The sequence below is a fragment of the Streptococcus oralis genome, from assembly GCF_026782125.1.
Classification (GTDB): Bacteria; Bacillota; Bacilli; order Lactobacillales; family Streptococcaceae; genus Streptococcus; species Streptococcus oralis_CE.
On the sequence record NZ_JAKUVY010000006.1, the window covers coordinates 163,774 to 187,379 of the forward strand.

General features: G+C 43.2%; 26 protein-coding genes. 19 read left to right on the top strand and 7 right to left on the bottom strand.

Annotated elements, in window-relative coordinates; all coding sequences use genetic code 11:
• Position 1: 1 nt before the first annotated feature.
• The 5 genes from MK385_RS07505 to gatC all read right to left on the bottom strand — a co-directional run bounded on the left by MK385_RS07505 (position 2) and on the right by gatC (position 4,709).
• The gene (locus MK385_RS07505; protein WP_000715061.1) at positions 2-946 is read right to left on the bottom strand and encodes a zinc-ribbon domain-containing transport protein; all 945 of its coding nucleotides are present in this window, start codon (positions 944-946) and stop codon (positions 2-4) included.
• Between the two features lie 97 nt (positions 947-1,043).
• On the bottom strand, positions 1,044-1,439 hold the full coding sequence (locus MK385_RS07510) for a hypothetical protein (protein WP_268725709.1): 396 nt from the start codon (positions 1,437-1,439) through the stop codon (positions 1,044-1,046).
• A 56-nt stretch (positions 1,440-1,495) separates the two neighbouring features.
• The gene (gene gatB / locus MK385_RS07515) at positions 1,496-2,941 is read right to left on the bottom strand and encodes an Asp-tRNA(Asn)/Glu-tRNA(Gln) amidotransferase subunit GatB (protein ID WP_268725710.1); all 1,446 of its coding nucleotides are present in this window, start codon (positions 2,939-2,941) and stop codon (positions 1,496-1,498) included.
• Positions 2,941-4,407: an Asp-tRNA(Asn)/Glu-tRNA(Gln) amidotransferase subunit GatA gene (gatA, locus tag MK385_RS07520; RefSeq protein WP_268725711.1), complete on the bottom strand. Its 1,467-nt coding sequence runs from the start codon at positions 4,405-4,407 to the stop codon at positions 2,941-2,943. Before gatA ends, gatB begins: the two co-directional genes overlap by 1 nt.
• The gene (gene gatC, locus MK385_RS07525) at positions 4,407-4,709 is read right to left on the bottom strand and encodes an Asp-tRNA(Asn)/Glu-tRNA(Gln) amidotransferase subunit GatC (protein WP_084860251.1); all 303 of its coding nucleotides are present in this window, start codon (positions 4,707-4,709) and stop codon (positions 4,407-4,409) included. Before gatC ends, gatA begins: the two co-directional genes overlap by 1 nt.
• 165 nt (positions 4,710-4,874) lie before the next feature.
• Here gatC and MK385_RS07530 point away from each other — a divergent pair, with 165 nt between their 5' ends.
• From MK385_RS07530 to MK385_RS07555, 6 genes are all read left to right on the top strand, one after another.
• The gene (locus MK385_RS07530) at positions 4,875-5,567 is read left to right on the top strand and encodes a YwaF family protein (protein ID WP_268725712.1); all 693 of its coding nucleotides are present in this window, start codon (positions 4,875-4,877) and stop codon (positions 5,565-5,567) included.
• Positions 5,568-5,710: 143 nt separating this feature from the next.
• Positions 5,711-7,255 carry a peptide chain release factor 3 gene (locus tag MK385_RS07535; protein ID WP_000155103.1) on the top strand — a complete coding sequence of 515 codons (1,545 nt, stop codon included), beginning with the start codon at positions 5,711-5,713 and terminating at the stop codon, positions 7,253-7,255.
• A 338-nt stretch (positions 7,256-7,593) separates the two neighbouring features.
• Positions 7,594-8,340, top strand: coding sequence for a hypothetical protein (locus MK385_RS07540; RefSeq protein WP_268725713.1), 747 nt, complete (start codon positions 7,594-7,596; stop codon positions 8,338-8,340).
• A gap of 39 nt (positions 8,341-8,379) precedes the next feature.
• Entirely contained in the window at positions 8,380-9,051 is a 672-nt protein-coding gene (locus MK385_RS07545) for a hypothetical protein (protein WP_268725714.1), read from the top strand.
• 153 nt (positions 9,052-9,204) lie between these two features.
• A complete protein-coding gene (locus MK385_RS07550; protein ID WP_268725715.1) occupies positions 9,205-10,086 on the top strand; it encodes a beta-carotene 15,15'-monooxygenase in 882 nt (293 codons plus the stop codon).
• 36 nt (positions 10,087-10,122) lie between these two features.
• Positions 10,123-10,593 carry a hypothetical protein gene (locus MK385_RS07555; protein ID WP_042767948.1) on the top strand — a complete coding sequence of 157 codons (471 nt, stop codon included), beginning with the start codon at positions 10,123-10,125 and terminating at the stop codon, positions 10,591-10,593.
• Between the two features lie 197 nt (positions 10,594-10,790).
• On the opposite strand, the gene MK385_RS07560 is transcribed toward MK385_RS07555, so the two are convergent.
• Both MK385_RS07560 and sstT read right to left on the bottom strand, forming a co-directional pair.
• On the bottom strand, positions 10,791-11,744 hold the full coding sequence (locus MK385_RS07560; protein WP_255777976.1) for an aromatic acid exporter family protein: 954 nt from the start codon (positions 11,742-11,744) through the stop codon (positions 10,791-10,793).
• 49 nt (positions 11,745-11,793) lie between these two features.
• Positions 11,794-13,005: a serine/threonine transporter SstT gene (sstT, locus tag MK385_RS07565; protein ID WP_268725716.1), complete on the bottom strand. Its 1,212-nt coding sequence runs from the start codon at positions 13,003-13,005 to the stop codon at positions 11,794-11,796.
• A 149-nt stretch (positions 13,006-13,154) separates the two neighbouring features.
• Here sstT and MK385_RS07570 point away from each other — a divergent pair, with 149 nt between their 5' ends.
• The 13 genes from MK385_RS07570 (at position 13,155) to rpoZ (ending at position 23,573) form a co-directional block, all read left to right on the top strand.
• Positions 13,155-13,715: a mechanosensitive ion channel family protein gene (locus tag MK385_RS07570; RefSeq protein WP_042767952.1), complete on the top strand. Its 561-nt coding sequence runs from the start codon at positions 13,155-13,157 to the stop codon at positions 13,713-13,715.
• A gap of 57 nt (positions 13,716-13,772) precedes the next feature.
• Positions 13,773-14,681, top strand: a complete 909-nt coding sequence (locus MK385_RS07575) for a magnesium transporter CorA family protein (RefSeq protein WP_268725717.1) — start codon at positions 13,773-13,775, stop codon at positions 14,679-14,681.
• 14 nt (positions 14,682-14,695) lie between these two features.
• On the top strand, positions 14,696-15,223 hold the full coding sequence (locus MK385_RS07580) for a YqeG family HAD IIIA-type phosphatase (protein WP_084943864.1): 528 nt from the start codon (positions 14,696-14,698) through the stop codon (positions 15,221-15,223).
• A gap of 2 nt (positions 15,224-15,225) precedes the next feature.
• Positions 15,226-16,332: a ribosome biogenesis GTPase YqeH gene (gene yqeH / locus MK385_RS07585; RefSeq protein ID WP_268725718.1), complete on the top strand. Its 1,107-nt coding sequence runs from the start codon at positions 15,226-15,228 to the stop codon at positions 16,330-16,332.
• 214 nt (positions 16,333-16,546) lie between these two features.
• Positions 16,547-16,858 (top strand): ribosome assembly RNA-binding protein YhbY, encoded by a 312-nt coding sequence (yhbY, locus tag MK385_RS07590; protein ID WP_000060164.1) that lies wholly within the window; start codon positions 16,547-16,549, stop codon positions 16,856-16,858.
• Positions 16,859-16,908: 50 nt separating this feature from the next.
• Positions 16,909-17,538, top strand: a complete 630-nt coding sequence (locus MK385_RS07595; protein WP_216728868.1) for a nicotinate-nucleotide adenylyltransferase — start codon at positions 16,909-16,911, stop codon at positions 17,536-17,538.
• On the top strand, positions 17,538-18,131 hold the full coding sequence (yqeK, locus tag MK385_RS07600) for a bis(5'-nucleosyl)-tetraphosphatase (symmetrical) YqeK (protein WP_268725719.1): 594 nt from the start codon (positions 17,538-17,540) through the stop codon (positions 18,129-18,131). The genes MK385_RS07595 and yqeK overlap by 1 nt, the downstream gene beginning before the upstream one ends.
• The gene (gene rsfS, locus MK385_RS07605) at positions 18,132-18,485 is read left to right on the top strand and encodes a ribosome silencing factor (protein WP_268725720.1); all 354 of its coding nucleotides are present in this window, start codon (positions 18,132-18,134) and stop codon (positions 18,483-18,485) included.
• A 323-nt stretch (positions 18,486-18,808) separates the two neighbouring features.
• A complete protein-coding gene (locus MK385_RS07610) occupies positions 18,809-19,549 on the top strand; it encodes a class I SAM-dependent DNA methyltransferase (RefSeq protein WP_268725721.1) in 741 nt (246 codons plus the stop codon).
• Positions 19,550-19,558: 9 nt separating this feature from the next.
• The gene (locus MK385_RS07615; protein WP_268725722.1) at positions 19,559-20,656 is read left to right on the top strand and encodes a nucleotidyltransferase; all 1,098 of its coding nucleotides are present in this window, start codon (positions 19,559-19,561) and stop codon (positions 20,654-20,656) included.
• A 203-nt stretch (positions 20,657-20,859) separates the two neighbouring features.
• Positions 20,860-22,473, top strand: coding sequence for a ribonuclease Y (locus MK385_RS07620; protein ID WP_000404959.1), 1,614 nt, complete (start codon positions 20,860-20,862; stop codon positions 22,471-22,473).
• Between the two features lie 134 nt (positions 22,474-22,607).
• Positions 22,608-23,234, top strand: a complete 627-nt coding sequence (gene gmk, locus MK385_RS07625) for a guanylate kinase (protein WP_000775041.1) — start codon at positions 22,608-22,610, stop codon at positions 23,232-23,234.
• Between the two features lie 24 nt (positions 23,235-23,258).
• Positions 23,259-23,573, top strand: a complete 315-nt coding sequence (gene rpoZ / locus MK385_RS07630) for a DNA-directed RNA polymerase subunit omega (RefSeq protein ID WP_002874282.1) — start codon at positions 23,259-23,261, stop codon at positions 23,571-23,573.
• Positions 23,574-23,606 lie beyond the last annotated feature (33 nt).

Consider the following 23,606-nt stretch of genomic DNA (forward strand, 5'->3'; position numbering starts at 1 on the left):
CCTAATTATAAAGCTCGTCTTCATCCACAACATCATAGGTATCAAGTACCCATTGGTTTGGACTGCGAGAGAGATTGGCACCACAGTAGTCGCACTCGCTAACTGCAGAGATTTTCAAAGGGGCGCCACAGTTTGGACAGTGGTCGCTCACAACTTGGTCTGGATTGACTGCTTGCGTTTGGCTACCGTGTTGACGGATAAAGTTTAATTGATACACGGTGAAGAGATCTTTTTTAGGGTCTCCTTCAATGACACGGCGAGTCTCATCGTCAATGACATAGTCCCGCAAGGTAGATGACAGAATCACCACTAAGGTATCGTTTCCGTCAGGATTTTCAATGAACTCCTTGATGCGAACATTTTCGATACAAACTTTCTCTAAAACATTAGTTGTTTTAGATCGAATATGGTCCTCAAGTTGGGTACTGTGTTGGGAGTAGAGACTGGTACTTTCCAAAGCGCGGACAGAGTTCCAATTTTTCTCAGTCCAGGCAACCTGCAATTTAAGGTAGACTTCCTTAACCCAAGATGTGAAGGCTACCGCGTCAAAGTTTGGATCCCCATATTTCACACGACTAATGGCCAGTGTGTTGTGTTCAACTCGACGATGGAGCGTTTGAGAATCATTACTAGTGTAGGTTGAACTCGAATCTCCAGACTTATTCCGCAAGGATTTGACGATAACAACTAGTATGATTCCTCCGACTAATATGAACATAAATCCTAAATAGGGAGAGCTAGCAGAACTGTCAGAGGATGATCCATATCCAGAGCGGTAGTAGTGGTAGGATGATCCGCCAGAACGACTTCCACCTCCACTTGAGCGGCTGCTACTGCGGCTGCTCCCTCCACTTCTGGAATGCCCGACACCTGCATCAACGATTTGAGGCACGGATAGAAAAACAAGTAATAAACAGGTCATTAAAAGAGCGTAAAACTTTTTCATGTGTCTCCTAACTATATGATTGAAAAGGTAGAATTCTGAATTCGAATGATTATTAAACTATTAATAACCTTTAAAATAATCTAAGATATACTAGGCGTTATTTACTAGCATTTAGCTTCTTTATGGAATGGAGCTCGATGAGCCATCCCACAATCCATCCTATTGCTAGCAAGTAATTTTCAAAAGCACCGATAGCATTTACAGGAGAGTGATACTCCATATAATTGAGTAAGTGATTTGTTCCTATTCCAATTCCGCCAATAATGAGAGCAAGAAGTGCGATTCGTAGATAGAACCAATCGTATTTAATATTGATAGCGAGAATAATAATCAATACAGCTAGATTCCATATTCCAATTTCTCGTTGCCAACCAGCAGATATTCCGTACCCGGAGTGACTTCCCATGTATGATGGAAAGAAAATTTCTAGTATAGAAGCGCCTAACATAGCGATGACGACTAAGACAAATAGCAATCGTAAAAATTTGTTCATTTATTCTCCTTGTCTCATTCTCGTCTTAAAAGTAGAAAAAGTGTTTAAAGAGTAAATTACTCACTTTTTTTCAACTTCGCCAATTCTTGTGCAAGTAGTTTAAGAGCTACTTGTGGATTGGCTTGGCCTTTGGTTGCTTTCATGAGGAATCCTGTGAAAGCTTTGTCAGCGTTACGTTTTCCTGACTTGAAGTCGGCAACAGCAGCTTCGTTATCAGCAAAGACTTGGTGGATAATTGGAATCAAGATATCTGGATCTGAGATTTGAACCAAACCAGCTTTTTCCACGTATTCACGAGCACCTCCACCATTTTTAGCAAGGTGGACAAAGACTTTCTTGGCAATCTTAGATGAAATAGTGCCGTCTTCGATGATAGTGATCATTTCTACCAAGTTTTCAGGTGTCAATTCGATTTGTTCCAGTGTCTTGCCTTCAGCGTTCAAGAATTGAGCGACTTCACCTTGGAGCCAGTTAGAGACTTGCTTAGCATCGCCACCAAGGGAAACTGCTTTCTCAAAGAAGTCAGAAGTAACTTTATTAGCAGTCAACTGGCTAGCATCGTAGTCTGACAAGCCAAGGTCAGATACGTAGCGAGCACGGCGTTCTTTTGGAAACTCTGGTAACTCAGTACGCATTTCTTCAATCCACTCGTCTGAGATTTCAAAGAGGGGTAGGTCTGGTTCTGGGAAGTAGCGGTAGTCTGCAGCACCTTCCTTGACACGCATGAGAATAGTAGCTTTGTTAGCTTCGTCATAACGGCGTGTTTCTTGGCGGATTTGACCACCTGAGCGAAGGATTTCAGCCTGTCGTTGGACTTCGTATTCAAGCCCCTTACGAACGTTTGAGAAGGAATTGAGGTTTTTCAACTCAGTCTTGGTACCGAATTTCTCTTGACCATAAGGACGAAGGGAGATGTTGGCATCCACGCGCATAGAACCTTCTTCCATCTTAACGTCAGAAATGCCAGCGTACTGGATAACTTCCTTGAGGGCTGTCAGATAAGCGTAGGCTTCCTCTGGAGAACGCATGTCGGCTTCAGATACAATCTCAATCAAAGGCACCCCTTGACGGTTGAGGTCAACATAGGAGTAGCCATCTGTACCGTGGGTGTTTTTACCAGCGTCTTCTTCTAGGTGAGCACGTTCGATACCAATTTTTTTAGTTGTACCATCTTCTAGCTCGACTTCAATCCAGCCGTTATAACCGATTGGCTCATCAAACTGAGAAATTTGGTAGGCTTTAGGATTATCGGGATAGAAGTAGTTCTTGCGGTCAAAGTGCATGTGCTTGTGGATGTCCATGTTGAGGGCAAGAGCAGCCTTGATACCAGCATCAACAACACCTTTATTGAGAACTGGAAGAACTCCTGGGAAAGACCAGTCAATTACGTTGGTATTAGCATTTTGGTCATTTCCAAAGTGGGCAGATGTAGGTGAGAAGATTTTTGAATTGGTGTTGAGCTCTACGTGGACTTCAAGTCCAATGACTGTTTCAAAGTTCATTAGTTATCACCTCCAAAAATCACGGGTTGTTGTTTGTGGTAGTTTGTTGTTGCTTCAAAGGCAGCAGCAGCTTGGTAAATGGTTTCTTCTGAGTATTTAGGACCGATCAATTGGAGACCGACAGGTAGACCTTGAGAGAATCCAGCAGGGATCGAAATTCCTGGGAGACCAGCCAAGTTGACTGGGATGGTCAAGAGGTCAGCTAAGTACATGGCAACTGGATCGTGGTTGAGTGAATCCAAGTCATAGGCAACGCTTGGAGCAGTTGGACCCAAAATCAAGTCGTAATCCGCAAAGACTTTTTCGAAATCTTGGATGATGAGGGTACGGACCTGACCAGCCTTCTTGTAGTAGGCATCGTAGTAACCTGATGAAAGACTGAATGTACCCAGCATGATACGGCGTTTTACTTCTTCACCGAAACCTTGGCTACGGCTGTTTACATAGATTTCATCAAGATTAGTCGCATCCTCTGCACGATAGCCGTAACGGATACCGTCAAAGCGTTGCAAGTTTGATGAGGCTTCTGATGAAGCGATGATGTAGTATACAGCTACACCGTATTTAGAGTGAGGAAGGCTGACTTCTTCGACGATAGCGCCAAGTTTCTCAAAGTGTTTGGCTGCCTTGATGATGGTTTCTTTAACTTCTGGGTCAATTCCTTCACCAAGGTATTCTTTAGGCAAAGCAATTTTCATGCCCTTGATGTCTTGGCCGATTTTTGAAGTAAAGTCGGTAATGCGAACAGGAGCAGAAGTAGAGTCTTTAGCATCTTCGCTAGCAATAGCGTTTAGTAAAAGAGCATTTTCTTTAACAGTTGGTGCAAAAGGTCCGATTTGATCTAGTGAGCTACCGAAAGCAATGAGACCGAAACGAGAAACTGTTCCGTAGGTAGGCTTGAGACCAACGATCCCGTTGAAGGCAGCAGGTTGGCGGATGGAACCACCAGTATCAGAACCAAGCGACAAGCGGATTTGCCCTGACGCTACAGCTGCGGCAGAACCGCTTGATGAACCACCAGGAACCTTGCTGTGGTCCCAAGCATTTTTAGTGGCACCGTAGTAAGAAGTTTCACCTGATCCACCCATGGCAAACTCGTCCATGTTGGTTTTTCCGACAACAATCATACCCTTAGCTTTGGCATTGGCAACGGCTGTCGCATCAAAGATAGGCTCATAGTTGTAGAGCATTTTTGAGGCTGCAGTTGTGAGGATACCGTCTGTAGAAATATTATCCTTAACAGCCAGTGGAATTCCTGAAAAGATATTATCCGCATCAATTCCTGCTTGGTCAATGGCTTTGGCTTGAGCAAGGGCTTGTTCTTCAGCGATAGTGACAAAAGCATTGATAGCTGTTTCTCGAGATTTAATATCTTCAAGCGTTGCTTGGGTCAATTCAGTTGCTGAAATCTCCTTAGAGACAAGGAGATTGTGTAACTCTTCAATGGTTTTATGATTAAAAGTCATTAGGCATCTCCTCCATCATCTAGGATAGCTGGTACCTTGATATAGTAGTTTTCTTTTTCAGGTACGTTTTTAAACAGGCGGTTACGGTCTGTTCCTTCTTCAGCTACATCCGGGCGGAGTACGGTCTTGCGATCTGCCATGGTCGTAGTAGGTGCGACACCAGTTGTGTCGACTTCGCCTAACAATTCAACCATATCAACAATCTTAGACAAGGTTGTCGCAAAGGCAGCAGTTTCTTCTTCAGAGAATCTTAATTTTGAAAGATTGGCAACGTGTGTTACCTCTTCTTGCGTAATTTTCATCTTGCATCCTTTCGTGAAATGATGATTTTTAGTCTGTTCTATTTTACCATATTTTCCTATAAATAAGGGAGCCAAACTGAAAAGAAATAGAAATTGAAAAATCGCTTTTAATTCGCTATAATGGTTAAACTAGAGAATAGAAAAAATAAGAGTTAGGATAGAAATATGTTCCATCAATTTATCACCAGATCTCAGACGGTTCCTCCTCCCATTTCCCTCTTTTGGTATGGGATTATGATGCTTACTTTAGTGCTTTGTATTTATGGAGCACTTGCTTATCACAATAATCCGAAATTTGTCCGCTTGTTTAAGGGGATTCAGATCCTCCAGTTACTAGCTCTATATAGCTGGTATGTTGGCTTTGGAATTCCATTTTCTAATAGCCTTCCATTTTACCATTGCCGTTTGGCTATGTTTGCGGTGGTTTTCTTGCCTGATAAATGGCGGAGCAAGCAATATTTTGCCCTCTTAGGAGCAAGTGGAGCGGTCTTCGCCTTGGTTTACCCTGTTTTTGATCCCTATGATTTCCCCCATATCACCAGTTTTTCATTTTTGATTGGGCACTATGCCCTTCTAGTGAATTCCTTGGTCTACTTGATGAATAACTATGATAAGACCTTGCTCAAGAAATATATGATTGTAGCCTATACCTTTATTCTCAACCTCTTTCTAGTTGGGGTTAATCAGGTAACTGGTGGGAATTATGGTCTCTTAAACAAGACACCTTTTATTCCAGATGCTCCCTTGTGGCTAAAATACCTTCTTGTGTCCGTCATCCTTTCGCTGGCTCTGGTTCTCTTTGATATCTTGTTCAAGAAACGGTGGAAAAAGAGAAATCAGGTGCAATCTGTGCTCTAGCTTGCCTTTTCATCGGATGAGCAATTGAAAAACTCCCCGAAATCCGATATAATGGAGAGTTGAAAGGAATAGTAAAATCCAATGTAAAAATTATTCTTAGCAACTGAAACAACTAAAAATAGAGAATCAAAGAAAGAGAACTTATGACTATTCAAGAAGAAATAAAGAAACGCCGTACCTTTGCCATCATCTCCCACCCGGACGCGGGTAAAACGACTATTACAGAGCAATTGCTCTATTTTGGGGGCGAGATTCGTGAGGCTGGTACCGTAAAAGGGAAGAAAACAGGGACTTTTGCCAAGTCTGACTGGATGGACATTGAGAAACAACGTGGGATTTCGGTCACGTCATCTGTTATGCAGTTTGACTATGATGGTAAACGTGTTAATATCCTAGACACACCAGGGCACGAGGACTTCTCAGAAGATACCTATCGGACCTTGATGGCGGTGGATGCTGCCGTCATGGTCGTGGACTCTGCCAAGGGTATCGAGGCCCAAACCAAGAAATTGTTTGAGGTTGTGAAGCACCGTGGCATTCCAGTCTTTACCTTTATGAACAAGCTAGACCGTGATGGTCGTGAGCCACTGGACCTCTTGCAAGAACTAGAAGAAGTCCTTGGCATTGCGAGTTATCCAATGAACTGGCCAATCGGGATGGGGAAAGCCTTCGAAGGCTTGTATGACCTCTATAACCAACGCTTGGAACTCTATAAAGGAGATGAGCGTTTTGCCAGTCTGGAAGAAGGGGATAAGCTCTTTGGAAGCAATCCTTTCTACGCTCAGGTTAAGGACGATATCGAACTGTTGCAAGAAGCAGGAAATGAATTTTCAGAAGAAGCTATTCTTGCAGGAGAACTGACTCCGGTCTTCTTCGGTTCAGCTCTGACTAACTTTGGGGTTCAGACCTTCCTTGAGACCTTCCTTAAGTTTGCTCCAGAACCTCATGGACACAAGAAAACAGACGGAGAAATTGTGGATCCTTATGACAAGGATTTCTCAGGATTTGTCTTTAAAATCCAAGCCAACATGGACCCTCGTCACCGTGACCGCATCGCCTTTGTCCGTATTGTATCGGGCGAATTTGAGCGAGGAATGAGTGTCAATTTGCCTCGTACTGGTAAGGGGGCCAAACTATCGAATGTGACTCAGTTTATGGCGGAAAGTCGTGAAAATGTGACCAATGCCGTGGCAGGTGATATTATCGGGGTTTACGATACCGGTACTTATCAAGTTGGGGATACCTTGACAGTTGGAAAAAACAAGTTTGAATTTGAACCACTGCCAACCTTTACTCCTGAAATTTTCATGAAAGTTTCTGCTAAGAACGTCATGAAACAAAAATCCTTCCACAAGGGGATTGAGCAACTGGTGCAAGAGGGAGCCATTCAGCTTTATAAGAATTACCAAACAGGCGAGTATATGCTAGGCGCTGTTGGTCAACTCCAGTTTGAAGTCTTTAAGCACCGCATGGAAGGCGAGTACAATGCCGAAGTGGTCATGAGCCCAATGGGTAAAAAGACCGTTCGCTGGATCAAGCCTGAGGACTTGGATGAACGGATGTCATCAAGCCGAAATATCTTGGCTAAAGACCGTTTTGACCAACCTGTCTTCCTCTTTGAAAATGACTTTGCTCTTCGCTGGTTTGCGGACAAGTATCCAGACGTAGAGTTGGAGGAGAAGATGTGATTCAGTAAGTCTACTTGATTGCAAAGCAATCTAAGTAGACTACGGCAAGTCCTATTAGACTTGCATAACTGCCTCACTAACTACGTTTGGCAAATAGAATCGATTTGCCAAACTCCGTGTCGTAGTGTAAAAATCTGCTTACCTAAACCCTTCACTAGGAAAAATCCATGAATATTATCGATTCGTGGATTTTTTGTTTTCCAAACGCTAGTCCATAGGGTTTATGGTATACTAGTAGGACAGTTTATCCATGGGATAAGAGACTGATTTCATACAAGTCAAAAGGGAAAGGTCAGAAATATGCACCTTTTCCTGAAAGAAACTAGAAAGAGAAAGAGATGTTTTTAGGAAGACGTCGGATATTTTTTAACCAATACTATGACAAGGCGATTTATTATGATCGCAAAACCCACGAACTTTTGGAGGCACCAAAGAGCAAGCTCTTGGATACAGAAAAGTCTAGCAAGATGAATCGCCATATCCCCCTATTGGTAGTCCTCTTCTTATCAAGTGGTAGTGGGTTGATTTCCTTCTTCCGCTTGTTTATACAAGGAACCTATACCATGTCTACCTTCTGGAGTGTTCTTCTCATTTGGTTAGGGCAGTTTGCTTTCATCACCATCCTTGTCGAACGCGCCTTGTATCGAAATGTCAACAGGGCTCAACTGACTACTCAAACTATTTGTCTGGCGCTTATGGAAAAGTCAGAGGAAACAAAGGAAGCTGAGGCAGAGATGAGTGAAAAAGATAGTCGCAACGCTACTCGCTGGATAAGAGCATTGCTTTCTCTGGTTCCCTTGGTTGGATTTTTCTACGCCTATAATTTTATTTGGAATTACCAAGAGAGGTTGGGGACTCCCATCGGAGGAGAGATTGTCAAGATTATCCTAACAGGACTTTTATTAGGCTTGACATTTGTTCTTTCTAACCAAAACAATTTACCCAGAATATTTGATATCCTGGACCGCTTTTATGCTAGAAAACTGAACCTCATCTGTCGAGCAGACGACAATCCAGATGTCTATCTGGAAGTGAGTATGGGGACAGATGAAGAATTTGTTATCAAGGAAGTGCAGAAGGACTAAGATCTTTTTTTGAAAGAATGAGATAGAAAGAGGTAGAGTATGTTTTTTCTGAGACGTCGTCGGGTTTTTATCGGAGAATGCGATGGTCAGGCGGTTTACTATGACCAAAAGACTGGGGAGGCCTTGGCTGCTCCAAAGAGTGTTTTACTCAATACGGAAGGTGCTTATAAGACCAATGCTTACATTCCTGAAATGGTTATATTTCTGATGGCAGGTGGACCTGGTCTCTATGGCCTCCTTTCAGCCTTGGATATTGGTGTCTATAATTGGACCAGTTTGAGCTATGTGTTACTATTGTGGCTGGCTGAGTTTCTATTGTTTACTGCTATTCTTGAGCGAGGACTTTATAAAAATGTGCGCAAGGCTCAGCCAACAACGGAGAAGGTCTTTTACTATGCAGTGTCACATAATTTGATGGTAAGGGACGAACACTTTGATCCAGCTGAGGCATCTGCTACGATCTATCGAATCACTCGTTACATCATACTTGCCTTTGTTATCTATCTTTTGTATGTTTTTTACGACTGTACTCAAAAATTTGGGCAACCGATCGAACGCGACTATGATTTTTGGGGAGCAGGTATAATGTTTTTCGTGCTCTTTTTGTTGTACAACCAAAACAATCCCGTTCGTTTTGTAAAGATTATGAAGCTCTACAGCCAAGGGAAAATCTTGTTCAAGAAAGAACCGGAGAACGAAACGTGTAACTAGGTGTTAGGGAACAGTCAAATCCCAGAAAGTGAGTGCTGTATCTTTAACGAAGCAAGGAGTGGCTGTTGCGATAGTTGCTATGTGATGACCTCCTCAAATGGAAGATTCTCAAGAATATACGGCATTTTGCCAGATGAAATTTGGAGATGAAAAATGAAAGATATCCGTATTTTCGGTGCCGACTTTGAAAGAAGTAAGCGCATTGTGACCCAGGGGGATTTTGCCCTCACAGCAGGTATGCCCAACCCCATTCATATGGGTATCATCAACCGCCTCTTTACAGTGATTATTCTTGGATTTTGCTTTTCAGGGATTCTGATCTATGGCGTATTAATCGGGATACCAGAGTTTATCAGTGTAGATAGCGATGTTCATATCATTTCTCTGGAAGCAGGACTGCTGATTCATAACATGAGTAGCTTTCTAAAGCCCTTTAATCTGACGGTATATGTGATATCCTATCTAGGAATGGTGCTTGTTTTTTGGCCCAAAAAACGTTTGACTAGCCAGCTTTGGACCTACTTTCCCTTCTACTTTGCCATGTCCATTTGCGCTTTCATATCAGGACTGTACTTTGCCAGTGCAGTGGCATATGATGCTTATACATGGCTGGGCTTCTGGATTGAGCTTGGGATAGGTATGGCTCTCTTTTTCTGGATTATTCTCAATAGTATCCAGAATCTCAAGCGCAGACTAAATGATCAAGAGGAAAAGTCAATCCTTAAGCAGCTAGTCAGGATTCTCGCTGGAATCACGGCAGTTCTCTTTCCAGTGTCGCTGGCCTATCATCTGCTATATCAAGTCCCTCTTCAGTGGTATTTTTACATTTTAGGCTTGTTTTTGCCGATTTGGTTTGTCATTGGAGGTCATTTTATCGCCTTTATGATCAATGTCCATATCTTTCAAGCCTACTATATCCACAAATACCCAGAAGAGTATAAGGTTTATTTAAAGATATCAGACCGAGAATGGTACAGCAAACGATACTATAAAAAACTGGTAAAAAGTGGACAGTTGAAGGAAGAGAGAACGTGAGGAAATCGGTTTTCCTATATAAAATGGAGGTTATTTATGAAAATATATGATGACGTTATTAAAAGTTTGATTTCGCTCCCCTTTTTAAAGGAAAACAGAGAAACAGAAATCCCAATAAAACAGATAAAGAAACTGCAAGAAGCGGAGAAGAATATTAATAGTTTAAAATGGGAGAATTTTGTGTTAGAGAAAGATGGTGATTTTAGTGTCTATCTTTTTAAAAACCAGAGTGACATTTATAAACACTGGAATTCACTTGCAAATAGTGCAAAAGAGGAAATAATTCCCGAAATTGAAGCGCGATTAGATAACCTGATTACGGAAGGTAAACTGGTAGCATCCATGAAAGATCAGATTCTATTTGATATCATCGGCTTGGCAATCTACTTGACCATTAAAAACGTGGTTCCCCAAGCTGAGTCAAGATTTTTCGATGATTTGTGTGCTTTATATCAAGCAGGCTACATTCCTTGCGGATATGCGGGTGGAAAGTATAAAGTTTTCTAACTTGGATTGTTACGAAAGTTAATCTTACTGTTGAAATAGTCTGTGAATTTTTAAATATGGCTAGCCGTGTTAGGGACTCATGTTCTCCAGAAAACATCCCTATCTTGATGATTCAAAGGGGAAATGGTTAAATAAACTTCTCTTCCAAATGCAAAACAAAAGAACCTCAGAGGAAGGTCTCTGAGGTTCTTTGCGTTCTAGTTTCCATATTTCTGGTAAAAATCAACCTTAACCTGAATAAAGGTTTCGGCTTCGCGTAGTAGTTGCAGTAGGGTGGCACGGGTCTCAAACTCCTCGCGTGTTTTAGGGAGACTCCGATTGCGGAAGACTTGCAGATAGCGTTCGATGTCATCAAGTAGGTCATGAGCAGGATTGGTCTGACTTAGCTGGGCAGCAATCTTAGAAAAGAGCTGGGCCAAAATCAAACTCTCACTTGCGGCCAGATGACAGGTATTAATCTGCTGGGCCATATTTCGCAGGATACGACTTTGTCGCTGCCTCATCTCAAAGTAGTGGATATGGTAGTCCGTCTGGTGAAAGAGATGATCCGAGTGGTCCAAATAGACCAGTTTGAGGGCTTCATCGAGGAGCTTGTCTAATTGGTCAACGAGTTGGGCTTGGTTGCGCCCGTCTCCTCTTGACAGATAGTATTTAAAGCGAAGCAGGATGTCTTTTAACTTTTCTTCGACCTGAAGGTGGTAACTTTGAATGGCTTTCTCACGAGAGGGCATGTAAAGGTTGACCAACAGAGCAAAGCTTGTCCCGATGAGAAAGAGGAGCACTTCATTGAGCAAGAGATCTGGGGAGGTAGACTCCTGTACCAAGAGATGACCGACCAAGACACTGCTAGGTGTGATGCCGATTTCCCAACCCATTTTGTAAGCAAGAGGGACGTAGAGAGCCAGATAAAGGCCCAGGCTCCAGATGTGAAAGCCTGTCAGCTGAAAGGCTAGAACGCCGATAGCGAGCGCTAGGAGCATGGAAAAGAGGCGGTTGCGTGCTAATTTCAGCGTGCTTCTGCGTGTGTCAGATAGGCTTAAGAGGGCGATAATTCCAGCTGAAACTGCTGATGATAAATCTAAAAAATAAGCGAGAAAACAAGCGAGACAGGTCGCTAAGATCAGTTTTGTTGTACGTTGAGTGAGGGACATGAAAATTTCCTAAACTAATAGAATCGAGTGTTTAACGAGGAGTCAGAGACTAGGGACGAATTTTTCGTTTTGTAGCATACTCAGCAACCGCTGTAAAGAGGACATCTGTTGAAGAGTTCAGGGCTGTTTCGCAGGAGTCTTGAACGACCCCAATCACAAAACCGACTCCGACAACCTGCATAGCCAAGTCATTTGAAATCCCAAAGAGGCTACAAGCGACAGGAATGAGGAGAAGGGATCCCCCAGCGATTCCAGAGGCACCGCAGGCAGAAATGGCAGCCACTACACTGAGTACAAATGCTGTCCCAAAGTCTACCGAGATTCCGAGTGTATTGACCGCAGCCAGAGTCAGGACATTTATGGTAACGGCAGCGCCAGCCATATTGATGGTCGAACCAAGCGGGATAGAGACAGAGTAGGTGTCAGGATTCAGTCCCAAGTCTTGGCAGAGTTTCATATTGACAGGGATATTTGCAGCAGAGCTACGAGTGAAGAAGGCTGTAATACCACTGACACGTAGGCATTTCAAAACAAGGGGATAGGGATTTTTCCTCATAAAGAGAAAGGCGATGAGTGGGTTGACGATGAGAGCTACAAAGGCCATGGTAGCAATCAAGAGTCCTAGGAGGACACCGTAGTTAGCCAGACTGGCAATGCCCTTGTCAGAGATGGTCTTAAACACCAAACCTAAAATCCCAAAGGGTGCTAGATTGATAATCCATTCCACGATTTTAGAGGTAACATCCGCCATGGTTTTCAGTAATTCTTTGCTGTGTTTACTTGCCTCTCTCATAGCCAAGCCAAAGACGACTGCCCAGGATAAGATTCCGATATAGTTAGCTTGGACAATGGCATTTAGGGGATTGTCCACCAGTTTGAGCAGGAGATTGCTGAGAACTTGCGCGATGCCATCAGGAGCAGCAACTTCAGTATTTGCACTGGTCAGGGTGATTTGAACAGGCAGTAAGAAACTAGCTAGAACGGCCACCAATGCTGCAGCAAAGGTTCCGAGCAAGTATAGGAAAATAACCGTCTTCATATTGGTGTTTTGTCCCTTTTGGTGCTGGGAAAGGGCATTGGCAACAAGAGCAAAAACTAGAATAGGAGCGATGGCTTTCAGTCCGCCTACAAAGAGATCTCCAAGCAGACCAATTCCTGTAAGGTTTGGAAAGAGCATCCCCAATGTCACTCCAAAAATCATTCCAATAAGGATTCGTTTGATGAGGCTTGCCTTGGTCCAGGCTCTAATGATTCGTTTCATAGCAGTCTCCTTCAAATGTATTGTTTATAATTATAGTATAAATATGCTATAGAGGCAAGTAATATTTTGAAAATAGAGACGATAACTGAATAATTATGAAAGAAATGAGACTGGTCATTTTATGGTATAATAGGAAAAAGGAGTTTTATATGCAAGATTTTTTTCAACGCTATTTTGATAAACTTGATTTAACAACCATATTAGAGAATCTCTTGACCAAGGTGATTTCTCTTTTGATTTTGTTCTTACTATTTTATATAGCTAAAAAGATGCTTCATGCGACTGTACGAAAGATTGTTAAGCCCTCGCTTAAATTTTCAAATCGAGATGCAGGAAGACAAAAGACCATTTCTCGTTTGCTGGAGAATGTCTTTAACTACATTCTTTATTTCTTTCTGCTCTACTGTATCCTGTCTATTTTAGGTTTGCCGGTTTCTAGCCTCCTTGCTGGTGCGGGAATTGCTGGGGTGGCCATTGGTATGGGGGCGCAAGGCTTTCTATCCGATGTCATCAATGGCTTTTTCATCCTTTTTGAACGCCAGCTTGATGTAGGTGATGAAGTGGTTCTCACAAATGGACCTATTACCGTATCTGGCAAGGTTGTTAGCGTAGGGATCCGTACAACGCAACTGCGAGGTGACGATCAAGCTCTTCACTTTGTTCCTAACCGAAATATCACTGTTGTCAGCAACTTTTCCCGCACAGAGTAGCTCTGCTATTTTGGCAGATTTGTGGTACAATAGAAAGAGTTTGGTAAAGGAGAAAATATGTTTGTAGAAAAGCAGTTGGGCAATGGATGCACTTGGATTAACCTAGATTTGGGAAAATTGAAAAAACTAGAAGATCTCTCTGAAATCTATGGATTGGACAAGGAAACCATCGAATACGCACTGGATAGAAATGAGCGTGCCCACATGGACTATCACCGCGAAAGTGGAACCGTCACCTTTATCTACAATGTATTGGATTTGAAAAAGGACAAGGAATACTATGAAGCCTTTCCCATGACCTTTATCGTGGAACATCATCGCTTGATTACGATTAGCAATAAGAAAAATGCCTATGTGATTGAACAGATGACACGTTATTTAGAGAGTCATGATATGCTTTCTATCTACAAATTTCTCTTTGCTAGTCTGGAAATCATCAGCAATGCCTACTATCCTGTCATCGAACAGATGGATAAGAGTAAGGATGAGGTCAACGGCCTCTTGCGTCAGCGAACGACCAAGAAAAACCTCTTTGCCCTTTCCGACTTGGAAACTGGTATGGTCTATCTGACAGCGGCTGCCAAGCAGAATCGCATGTTACTAGAACATATCCAAGGACATGCTCTTTATCGCAGATTTAACGAAGTTGAGAGAGAACAGTTTGATGATGCCATGATTGAGGCTCACCAGCTGGTTTCGATGACCGATTTGATTTCTCAAGTTCTGCAACAACTATCAGCCTCTTACAACAACATTCTGAATAATAACCTGAATGATAACTTGACAACCTTGACCATCATTTCAGTCTTGCTAGCAGTCTTGGCAGTAGTGACGGGCTTTTTCGGGATGAATGTTCCCCTCCCCTTCACAGACGAGCCCTATGCTTGGGTCTACATCAGCGTGGCCAGTGCAGTCTTATGGCTGATCCTGTCATTGATTTTGAGAAAAATTGCGAAAAAAAGTTAAGAAAAGGAGCCAGAATGGCAATTGAAAACTATATGCCAGATTTTGCTGTGGAAGCAGTTTATGATCTGACAGTACCAAGCCTGCAAGCGCATGGTATCAAGGCTGTTTTGGTCGATTTGGACAATACCCTCATTGCTTGGAACAACCCTGATGGGACGCCAGAGATGAAGCAGTGGCTACACGACCTTCGGGATGCAGGTATTCGCATCATCGTAGTCTCAAATAACACCAAAAATCGGGTTCAACGAGCAGTTGAGCAATTTGGAATTGATTACGTTTATTGGGCCTTGAAGCCTTTCACATTTGGGATTGACCGTGCCATGAAGGAATTTCACTATGAGAAAAATGAAGTGGTCATGGTTGGTGACCAGCTCATGACGGATATTCGGGCAGCCCATCGTGCAGGAATTCGATCGATTTTGGTCAAACCCTTGGTCCAACATGACTCTATCAAAACGCAGATCAACCGAGCTCGCGAGCGCCGTGTCATGAAGCAAATCACTGAAAAGTACGGACCGATTACATATAAAAAAGGAATCTAACTATGGAAGAAATTCTCTGTATTGGTTGTGGAGCAACCATTCAGACGACAGACAAGACTGGTCTTGGATTTACGCCCCAGTCGGCACTCGAAAAAGGGTTGGAGACAGGTGAAGTCTATTGCCAACGCTGTTTCCGTCTCCGTCATTACAATGAAATAACAGATGTCCAGTTGACGGACGATGATTTCCTCAAGCTCTTGCACGAGGTGGGAGACAGTGATGCCTTGGTGGTCAATGTCATTGATATCTTTGACTTTAATGGTTCTGTCATCCCAGGCTTGCCACGCTTTGTATCGGGCAATGATGTCCTCTTGGTTGGAAATAAAAAAGATATCCTGCCCAAGTCTGTTAAACCGGGCAAGATTAGCCAATGGCTCGTAGAGCGTGCCCACGAAGAAGGACTTCGTCCAGTTGATGTCGTCCTAACTTCGGCACAAAACAAACATGCTATCAAGGAAGTCATTGACAAGATTGAACACTACCGTAAGGGTCGCGATGTCTATGTAGTCGGTGTGACTAACGTTGGAAAATCAACTCTCATCAATGCCATTATCCAAGAAATAACGGGTGACCAGAATGTCATCACGACTTCGCGCTTCCCAGGTACAACCTTGGATAAGATTGAGATTCCGCTTGACGACGGATCTTATATTTACGATACGCCTGGAATCATCCACCGTCACCAAATGGCCCACTACTTGACAGCTAAAAACCTCAAGTATGTCAGCCCTAAAAAGGAAATCAAGCCCAAAACCTATCAGCTTAACCCTGAGCAAACTCTATTTTTAGGTGGTCTCGGACGATTTGACTTTATTGCAGGAGAAAAGCAAGGATTTACTGCTTTCTTTGATAATGAACTCAAACTCCACCGTACCAAGCTTGAAGGAGCGAGTGCATTCTACGACAAGCACCTAGGAACCCTTCTCACACCACCAAATAGCAAGGAAAAAGAAGATTTTCCAAAACTAGTCCAGCATGTATTTGCCATCAAGGACAAGACTGACTTAGTCATCTCAGGACTCGGCTGGATCCGTGTAACAGGAACAGCCAAAGTCGCCGTCTGGGCACCAGAAGGCGTCGCAGTCGTCACACGAAAAGTAATTATTTAAAATAAAATCACTGAGCGAACAAAGTGAGCTCATAAAAAGATAGTTATTGTCGTGGTGTGATTGCCAATCGTTAGATTGGCAAGGGGCACACTTGAGACCTAGGCTCAAGTGTGAGGTCAGGAAATCCATTTTTCAAAGATGAGATCTTTGGAAAATTAGTTCCGACCGTCCCCCACCACCTAAAATAACTATCAAAAATCAAGGAAGAAAGATTATGTCATTAACATCGAAACAACGTGCCTTCCTCAACAGCCAGGCACACACCCTCAAACCCATCATCCAAATCGGAAAAAATGGTCTCAACGACCAAATAAAAACCAGCATCCGTCAAGCTCTTGACGCCCGCGAATTGATTAAAGTCACACTCTTGCAAAACACAGATGAAAACATCCACGAAGTAGCTGAAATTTTAGAAGAAGAAATCGGTGTAGATACTGTCCAAAAAATCGGACGCATCTTGATCTTGTTTAAACAATCCAGCAAGAAAGAAAATCGCAAGATTTCCAAAAAAGTCAAAGAAATCTAAAACCTACTCCAAACAACTGTTTTTACAGAGAATTAAAGGAAGACGAGCCTATGGCAATCGAATTATTGACTCCCTTTACCAAGGTAGAGTTGGAGCCAGAAATCAAGGAGAAAAAACGCAAACAAGTCGGGATTTTAGGGGGAAATTTTAACCCTGTCCACCATGCCCATCTTGTTGTGGCGGACCAAGTACGACAACAGTTAGGACTGGACCAGGTCCTGCTTATGCCTGAATACCAACCACCTCATGTAGATAAAAAGGAAACCATTCCCGAGCACCATCGGCTCAAGATGCTTGAGTTGGCGATTGAGGGGATTGAAGGTCTGGACATTGAAACCATTGAGCTGGAGCGCAAGGGCATTTCTTACACCTACGACACTATGAAGATTTTGACAGAGCAACATCCTGACACAGATTATTACTTTATTATCGGTGCGGATATGGTGGACTATCTGCCTAAATGGTACCGAATTGATGAGCTGGTCGATATGGTTCAGTTTGTTGGAGTTCAGCGCCCACGCTATAAGGCAGGGACTTCCTATCCAGTTATCTGGGTGGATGTGCCTCTCATGGACATTTCCTCCAGCATGGTGCGTGACTTCATTGCCCAAGGTCGGAAACCTAACTTTCTCCTACCTCAGCCAGTGCTAGACTACATCGAGAAGGAGGGGCTTTACTGATGGCATACCAAGACTATATCAACTGTTCCCGTGAGGTTTTGTTGGAAAGAATGGCAGAGCTTCTGCCTGAAAAACGTTTGACCCATTGTCTGGGTGTAGAGCGCGCAGCTATAGAACTGGCTCAGAGCTTTGGTGTGGATAGTGAGAAAGCAGGTCTAGCAGGACTTCTCCACGACTATGCTAAAAAGTTGTCAGATCAGGAATTTCTAGACTTGATTGATCGTTATCAGCTAGACCCCGACCTCAAAAACTGGGGCAATAATGTTTGGCATGGGATGGTTGGCATCTACAAGATTCAGGAAGATTTGGATTTGCGTAATCCGGAGATCCTAAGAGCTATTGAAATTCATACAGTCGGTGCTGGTCAGATGACCGATCTAGATAAAGTCATCTACGTTGCAGACTATATTGAGCACAATCGTGCCTTTCCAGGAGTGGACCAGGCGCGTGAGATTGCTGAGCTGTCGCTCAATAAGGCAGTGGCCTACGAAACAGCTCGTACTGTGGAACATTTGGCTCATCAAGATTTTCCCATCTATCCCCAAACCCTTGAAACCTATAACGCCTTTGTGCACTATTTGAAAGAGGACTAAATGAACGAAAAAGAATTACTAGAACTAGTCGTGAAAGCGGCTGATGAGAAACGTGCGGAGGATATCCTTGCACTTGATGTACAAGATTTGACCAGTGTGACAGACTACTTTGTTATCACTAGCTCGATGAATAGCCGTCAGTTGGACGCAATCGCTTATAATATCCGTGAAAAAGTAGCCGAAGCTGGTGTTAAAGGCAGCCGTGTCGAAGGTGATGCAGCTGGAGGCTGGGTCTTGCTAGACCTCGGAGGGGTCGTCGTGCATATCTTCTCAGAAGAAATGCGTGCCCACTATAACTTAGAAAAACTATGGCATGAGGCGAGCTCAATAGACATTTCAGAAGCCTTAGCATAGGATATGAACTCAGTTGCAGTCAACTGGGTTTTATTTGCTTATTTTAGAAAAAAATTGATGGAAAGGTGAGGGCGTCGTGTTTTGTTCATTTCAGAACTGAACACGAGCTAAAAGCAGTGAGAAAAAGATAACCTTCCCTTGTATCTGACGCTACGTTGGTAAGATTCCTATTTTCTCTTTGCTTTTAACGCTCTTTGTATCTTAGAAAGGATTAGAACCCGTCCTGTAATCGTTGGAAAATAGATAGCCTTCCTTGGAGCTCGGCTCCATCGTGAAGCTCCTAATTTTCATTCCGATTACGGGCGGACTTGGTATCATGTTTTATGGCTACATATGAAACCTTTGCGGCTGTTTACGATGCTGTGATGGATGATAGTTTATACGATAAATGGACGGATTTTTCCCTCCGTCATTTGCCAAAGACTAAGGAGAGAAAGAAACTCTTGGAGCTGGCTTGTGGGACGGGAATCCAGTCTGTGCGCTTTTCTCAGGCTGGTTTTGATGTAACTGGACTGGACTTGAGCGCGGATATGCTGAAGATTGCGGAGAAGAGAGCGACTTCAGCCAGGCAAAAGATTGATTTTATTGAAGGCAATATGTTGGATTTATCCAAGGTGGGTAAATATGACTTTGTCACTTGTTATTCGGACTCTATCTGTTACATGCAGGATGAGGTGGAAGTAGGGGATGTCTTTAAGGAAGTCTATAATGCCCTTAACGAAGATGGTGTCTTTATCTTTGATGTGCATTCAACCTACCAGACAGATGAGGTTTTCCCAGGCTATTCTTACCATGAAAATGCCGAAGACTTCGCTATGCTTTGGGATACCTATGAGGACGAAGCACCTCACTCCATCGTGCATGAGTTGACTTTCTTTATCAAGGAAGCGGACGGTTCCTTTAGTCGCCACGATGAAGTGCATGAGGAGCGGACCTATGAAGTCTTAACCTATGATATTTTGCTGGAACAAGCTGGTTTCAAGTCCTTCAAACTATACGCAGACTTTGAGGACAAGGAGCCAACAGAAAACAGTAGACGTTGGTTTTTTGTCGCACAGAAGTAGGAGATTTTTATGACCATCACAGGTATTATCGCGGAGTTCAATCCTTTTCATAATGGCCACAAATACCTGCTTGAGCAGGCGGAGGGACTGAAAATCGTTGCCATGTCTGGAAATTTCATGCAACGAGGAGAGCCTGCTATCGTGGAAAAGTGGACACGGGCTCAAATGGCACTGGAGAATGGAGCAGATCTGGTAGTGGAATTGCCCTTTTTAGTCAGTGTTCAGGCAGCTGATTTCTTCGGTCAAGGAGCTGTGGATATCTTGGCTCGCTTGGGTATTGATACTCTAGCTTTCGGGACAGAGGAAGTTCTGGATTATCAAAAAATATCTGACTTATACACAGAGCGAGGTACTGAGATGGAGAAATTTGTGGACAATCTACCTGATTCCCTCTCCTATCCCCAGAAAACCCAAGCTATGTGGAAGGAATTTGCCGGTCTTGATTTTTCAGGCAACACTCCCAATCATGTCCTTGCTCTGGCCTATGCCAAGGCGGTTGCGGGACGTAGAATCAAACTCCATCCGATTCCGCGTCAGGGAGCGGGGTATCATTCTGTTGATAAGGAGGTGGACTTTGCCTCGGCGACAGCACTTCGTCAGCATCAATCAGACCAAGATTTCTTAGAATGCTTTATGCCTTCTGTTGACCTCTTTGAGCAGGCCAGTAAGGTGAGCTGGGATGACTATTTTCCATTTCTCCGCTATCAAATCTTGTCAAATCCAGATCTAACGACCATCTATCAGGTCAATAAAGAAATGGCAGTTCGCATCAAGGATGCTATCAAAACAGCCCAGTCTGTGGAGGAATTGGTCGAGGCGGTTGCGACTAAACGCTACACTAAGGCGCGTGTCAGACGCCTCTTGACCTATATCTTGGTGCAGGCCAGGGAAAGTGACTTGCCAGAGGGCATCCATGTCCTAGGATTTACAGAAAAAGGCAGACAACATCTCAAGTCTCTGAAAGAGCAGGTCCATCTAGTCAGCCGAATTGGAAAAGAACCTTGGGATGCTATGACTCAAAAAGCAGATCAGATTTACCAACTAGGACAGCCAAGTATAGCAGAGCAGAATTTCGGAAGAGCGCCGATTAGAATAGAAACAAACTAAGTCAACTGAAAGGTAGGCTATTTTATTGTATGTTTTAATGAAAATGTCATTTTTAAGAGTTAGAAAGTTTGTTTTGCGATTTCAGAACTTTCTCCTAAAATTCACACAAAACTCTTCAATTTGGGTTTGTGAAAATCGGTTTTTTATGATAGAATATTAAGGAATGTATGTCATTCGATAAACAAATTTAATGAGGTAAAAACATGGAAATCATGACACTTGCGATTGCTGTTTTTGCCGTCATCATTGGTTTAGTCATTGGATATGTCAGCATCTCAGCTAAGATGAAATCATCTCAAGAGGCTGCAGAGTTGATGCTTCTAAATGCTGAACAAGAAGCAACTAATTTACGAGGACAAGCTGAGCGCGAAGCGGATTTATTACTAAATGAAGCCAAGAGCGAAAGCAAGTCTCTTAAAAAAGAAGCACTATTGGAGGCCAAAGAGGAAGCCAGAAAATACCGTGAAGAAGTGGACGCTGAATTTAAGTCAGAACGTCAGGAGCTCAAGCAAATTGAAAGTCGTTTGACGGAGAGAGCTACGAGCCTTGACCGTAAGGACGACAATTTGACGAACAAAGAAAAAACACTTGAACAAAAAGAACAAAGTATTTCTGATAGAGCAAAAAACCTTGATGCACGTGAAGAGCAATTAGAGGAAGTCGAAAGACAAAAAGAAGCTGAACTTGAACGTATCGGCTCGCTTTCCCAAACTGAGGCTCGAGATATTATCTTGGCTCAGACAGAGGAAAACTTGACCAAGGAAATTGCTAGCCGCATTCGTGAGGCAGAGCAAGAAGTCAAGGAACGTTCAGACAAGATTGCGAAAGATATTTTGGTTCAGGCTATGCAGCGTATCGCTGGTGACTATGTAGCAGAGTCAACAAACTCGACAGTTCACCTACCAGATGATACCATGAAGGGACGCATTATCGGTCGTGAAGGTCGCAATATTCGTACCTTTGAAAGTTTGACAGGGGTTGATGTCATTATCGACGATACACCGGAAGTGGTAACCTTGTCAGGATTTGATCCGATTCGTCGTGAAATTGCTCGTATGACCATGGAAATGTTGCTCAAGGATGGCCGCATCCACCCAGCTCGTATTGAGGAGTTGGTGGAGAAGAACCGTCAAGAGATTGACAATAAAATCCGTGAATACGGGGAGGCTGCTGCCTATGAGATTGGTGCGCCAAACCTCCATCCAGACTTGATGAAGATCATGGGACGTTTGCAGTTCCGTACTTCTTATGGACAAAATGTCTTGCGTCATTCGATTGAGGTTGCCAAGTTATCTGGTATCATCGCGAGTGAACTTGGTGAAAATGCAGCTCTTGCCCGTCGTGCTGGATTCCTTCATGACATCGGGAAAGCTATTGATCGCGAGGTTGAAGGTAGCCACGTTGAGATTGGTACGGAGTTGGCTCGTAAGTACAAGGAACACCCAGTTGTAGTGAATACTATTGCTAGCCACCACGGTGATGTCGAAGCCGAAAGCGTCATTGCAGTGATCGTTGCTGCAGCAGATGCCTTGAGTGCAGCGCGTCCAGGTGCTCGTAGCGAGTCTCTTGAAAGCTACATCAAGCGTCTCCATGACTTGGAAGAAATCGCCAACGGCTTTGAAGGAGTGCAAAATAGCTTTGCCCTTCAAGCAGGACGTGAAATCCGTATCATGGTAAATCCAGGACAAATCAAAGACGACAAAGTCACAATCTTGGCTCACAAAGTTCGTGAGAAAATTGAAAATAATCTCGATTACCCAGGAAATATCAAGGTAACCGTGATCCGCGAACTTCGTGCAGTAGATTATGCTAAATAAATAAGAAAGAGCAGTTGAAATATTACTGCTTTTTTGTTACACTAGATAGAAAGACTGTAGAAGGATAACTGACGCTATCATCAGTATCCGAGAGAAATTTTACTTTATTTCACAGACTAACTAAAGGAGACATAATGGCAGACCGAGGCTTGCTAATCGTTTTTTCTGGTCCTTCAGGAGTTGGGAAAGGAACGGTTAGAAGAGAGATTTTTGAGAGTTCTGAGAATCAATTTCAATACTCTGTATCAATGACGACGCGTGCGCAACGTCCTGGTGAAGTGGACGGGGTGGACTATTTCTTCCGTACTCGTGAAGAGTTTGAAGAGCTAATCCGTCAAGGTCAGATGTTGGAATATGCAGAATATGTCGGTAACTACTATGGAACTCCTCTGACCTATGTCAATGAAACTCTGGACAAGGGAATCGATGTCTTTCTTGAGATTGAAGTCCAAGGAGCCCTTCAGGTTAAGAAAAAGGTTCCAGATGCTGTCTTTATCTTCCTAACGCCACCAGATTTGGATGAATTGCAAGATCGTTTGGTAGGTCGTGGAACAGATAGTGCAGAAGTGATTGCCCAACGAATCGAAAAAGCCAAGGAAGAAATTGCTCTTATGCGTGAGTATGATTATGCTATTGTTAACGATCAGGTGCCCCTCGCTGCTGAACGTGTCAAGCGTGTGATCGAAGCAGAACACTTCCGTGTGGACCGTGTCATTGGTCACTACCAGGAGATGTTGCCAAAATCTCCAACTACTCGATAAACTATAGGAAACAGGTACAAGCAAATGATGTTAAAACCCTCTATCGATACCTTGCTGGACAAGGTACCATCAAAATATTCACTCGTAATCTTGGAAGCAAAACGTGCCCACGAACTAGAAGCAGGCGCACCAGCGACTCAAGAGTTTAAGTCTGAAAAATCAACTCTTCGTGCTTTAGAAGAAATCGAGTCTGGAAATGTAACCATTCACCCAGATCCAGAAGGAAAACGTGAAGCAGTTCGTCTCCGTATCGAAGAAGAAAAACGCCGCAAGGAAGAAGAAGAAAAGAAAATCAAAGAGCAAATCGCTAAAGAAAAAGAAGATGGTGAAAAAATTTAAGGTTGGGGGGACTCAATCTTATTTTTTCTATTG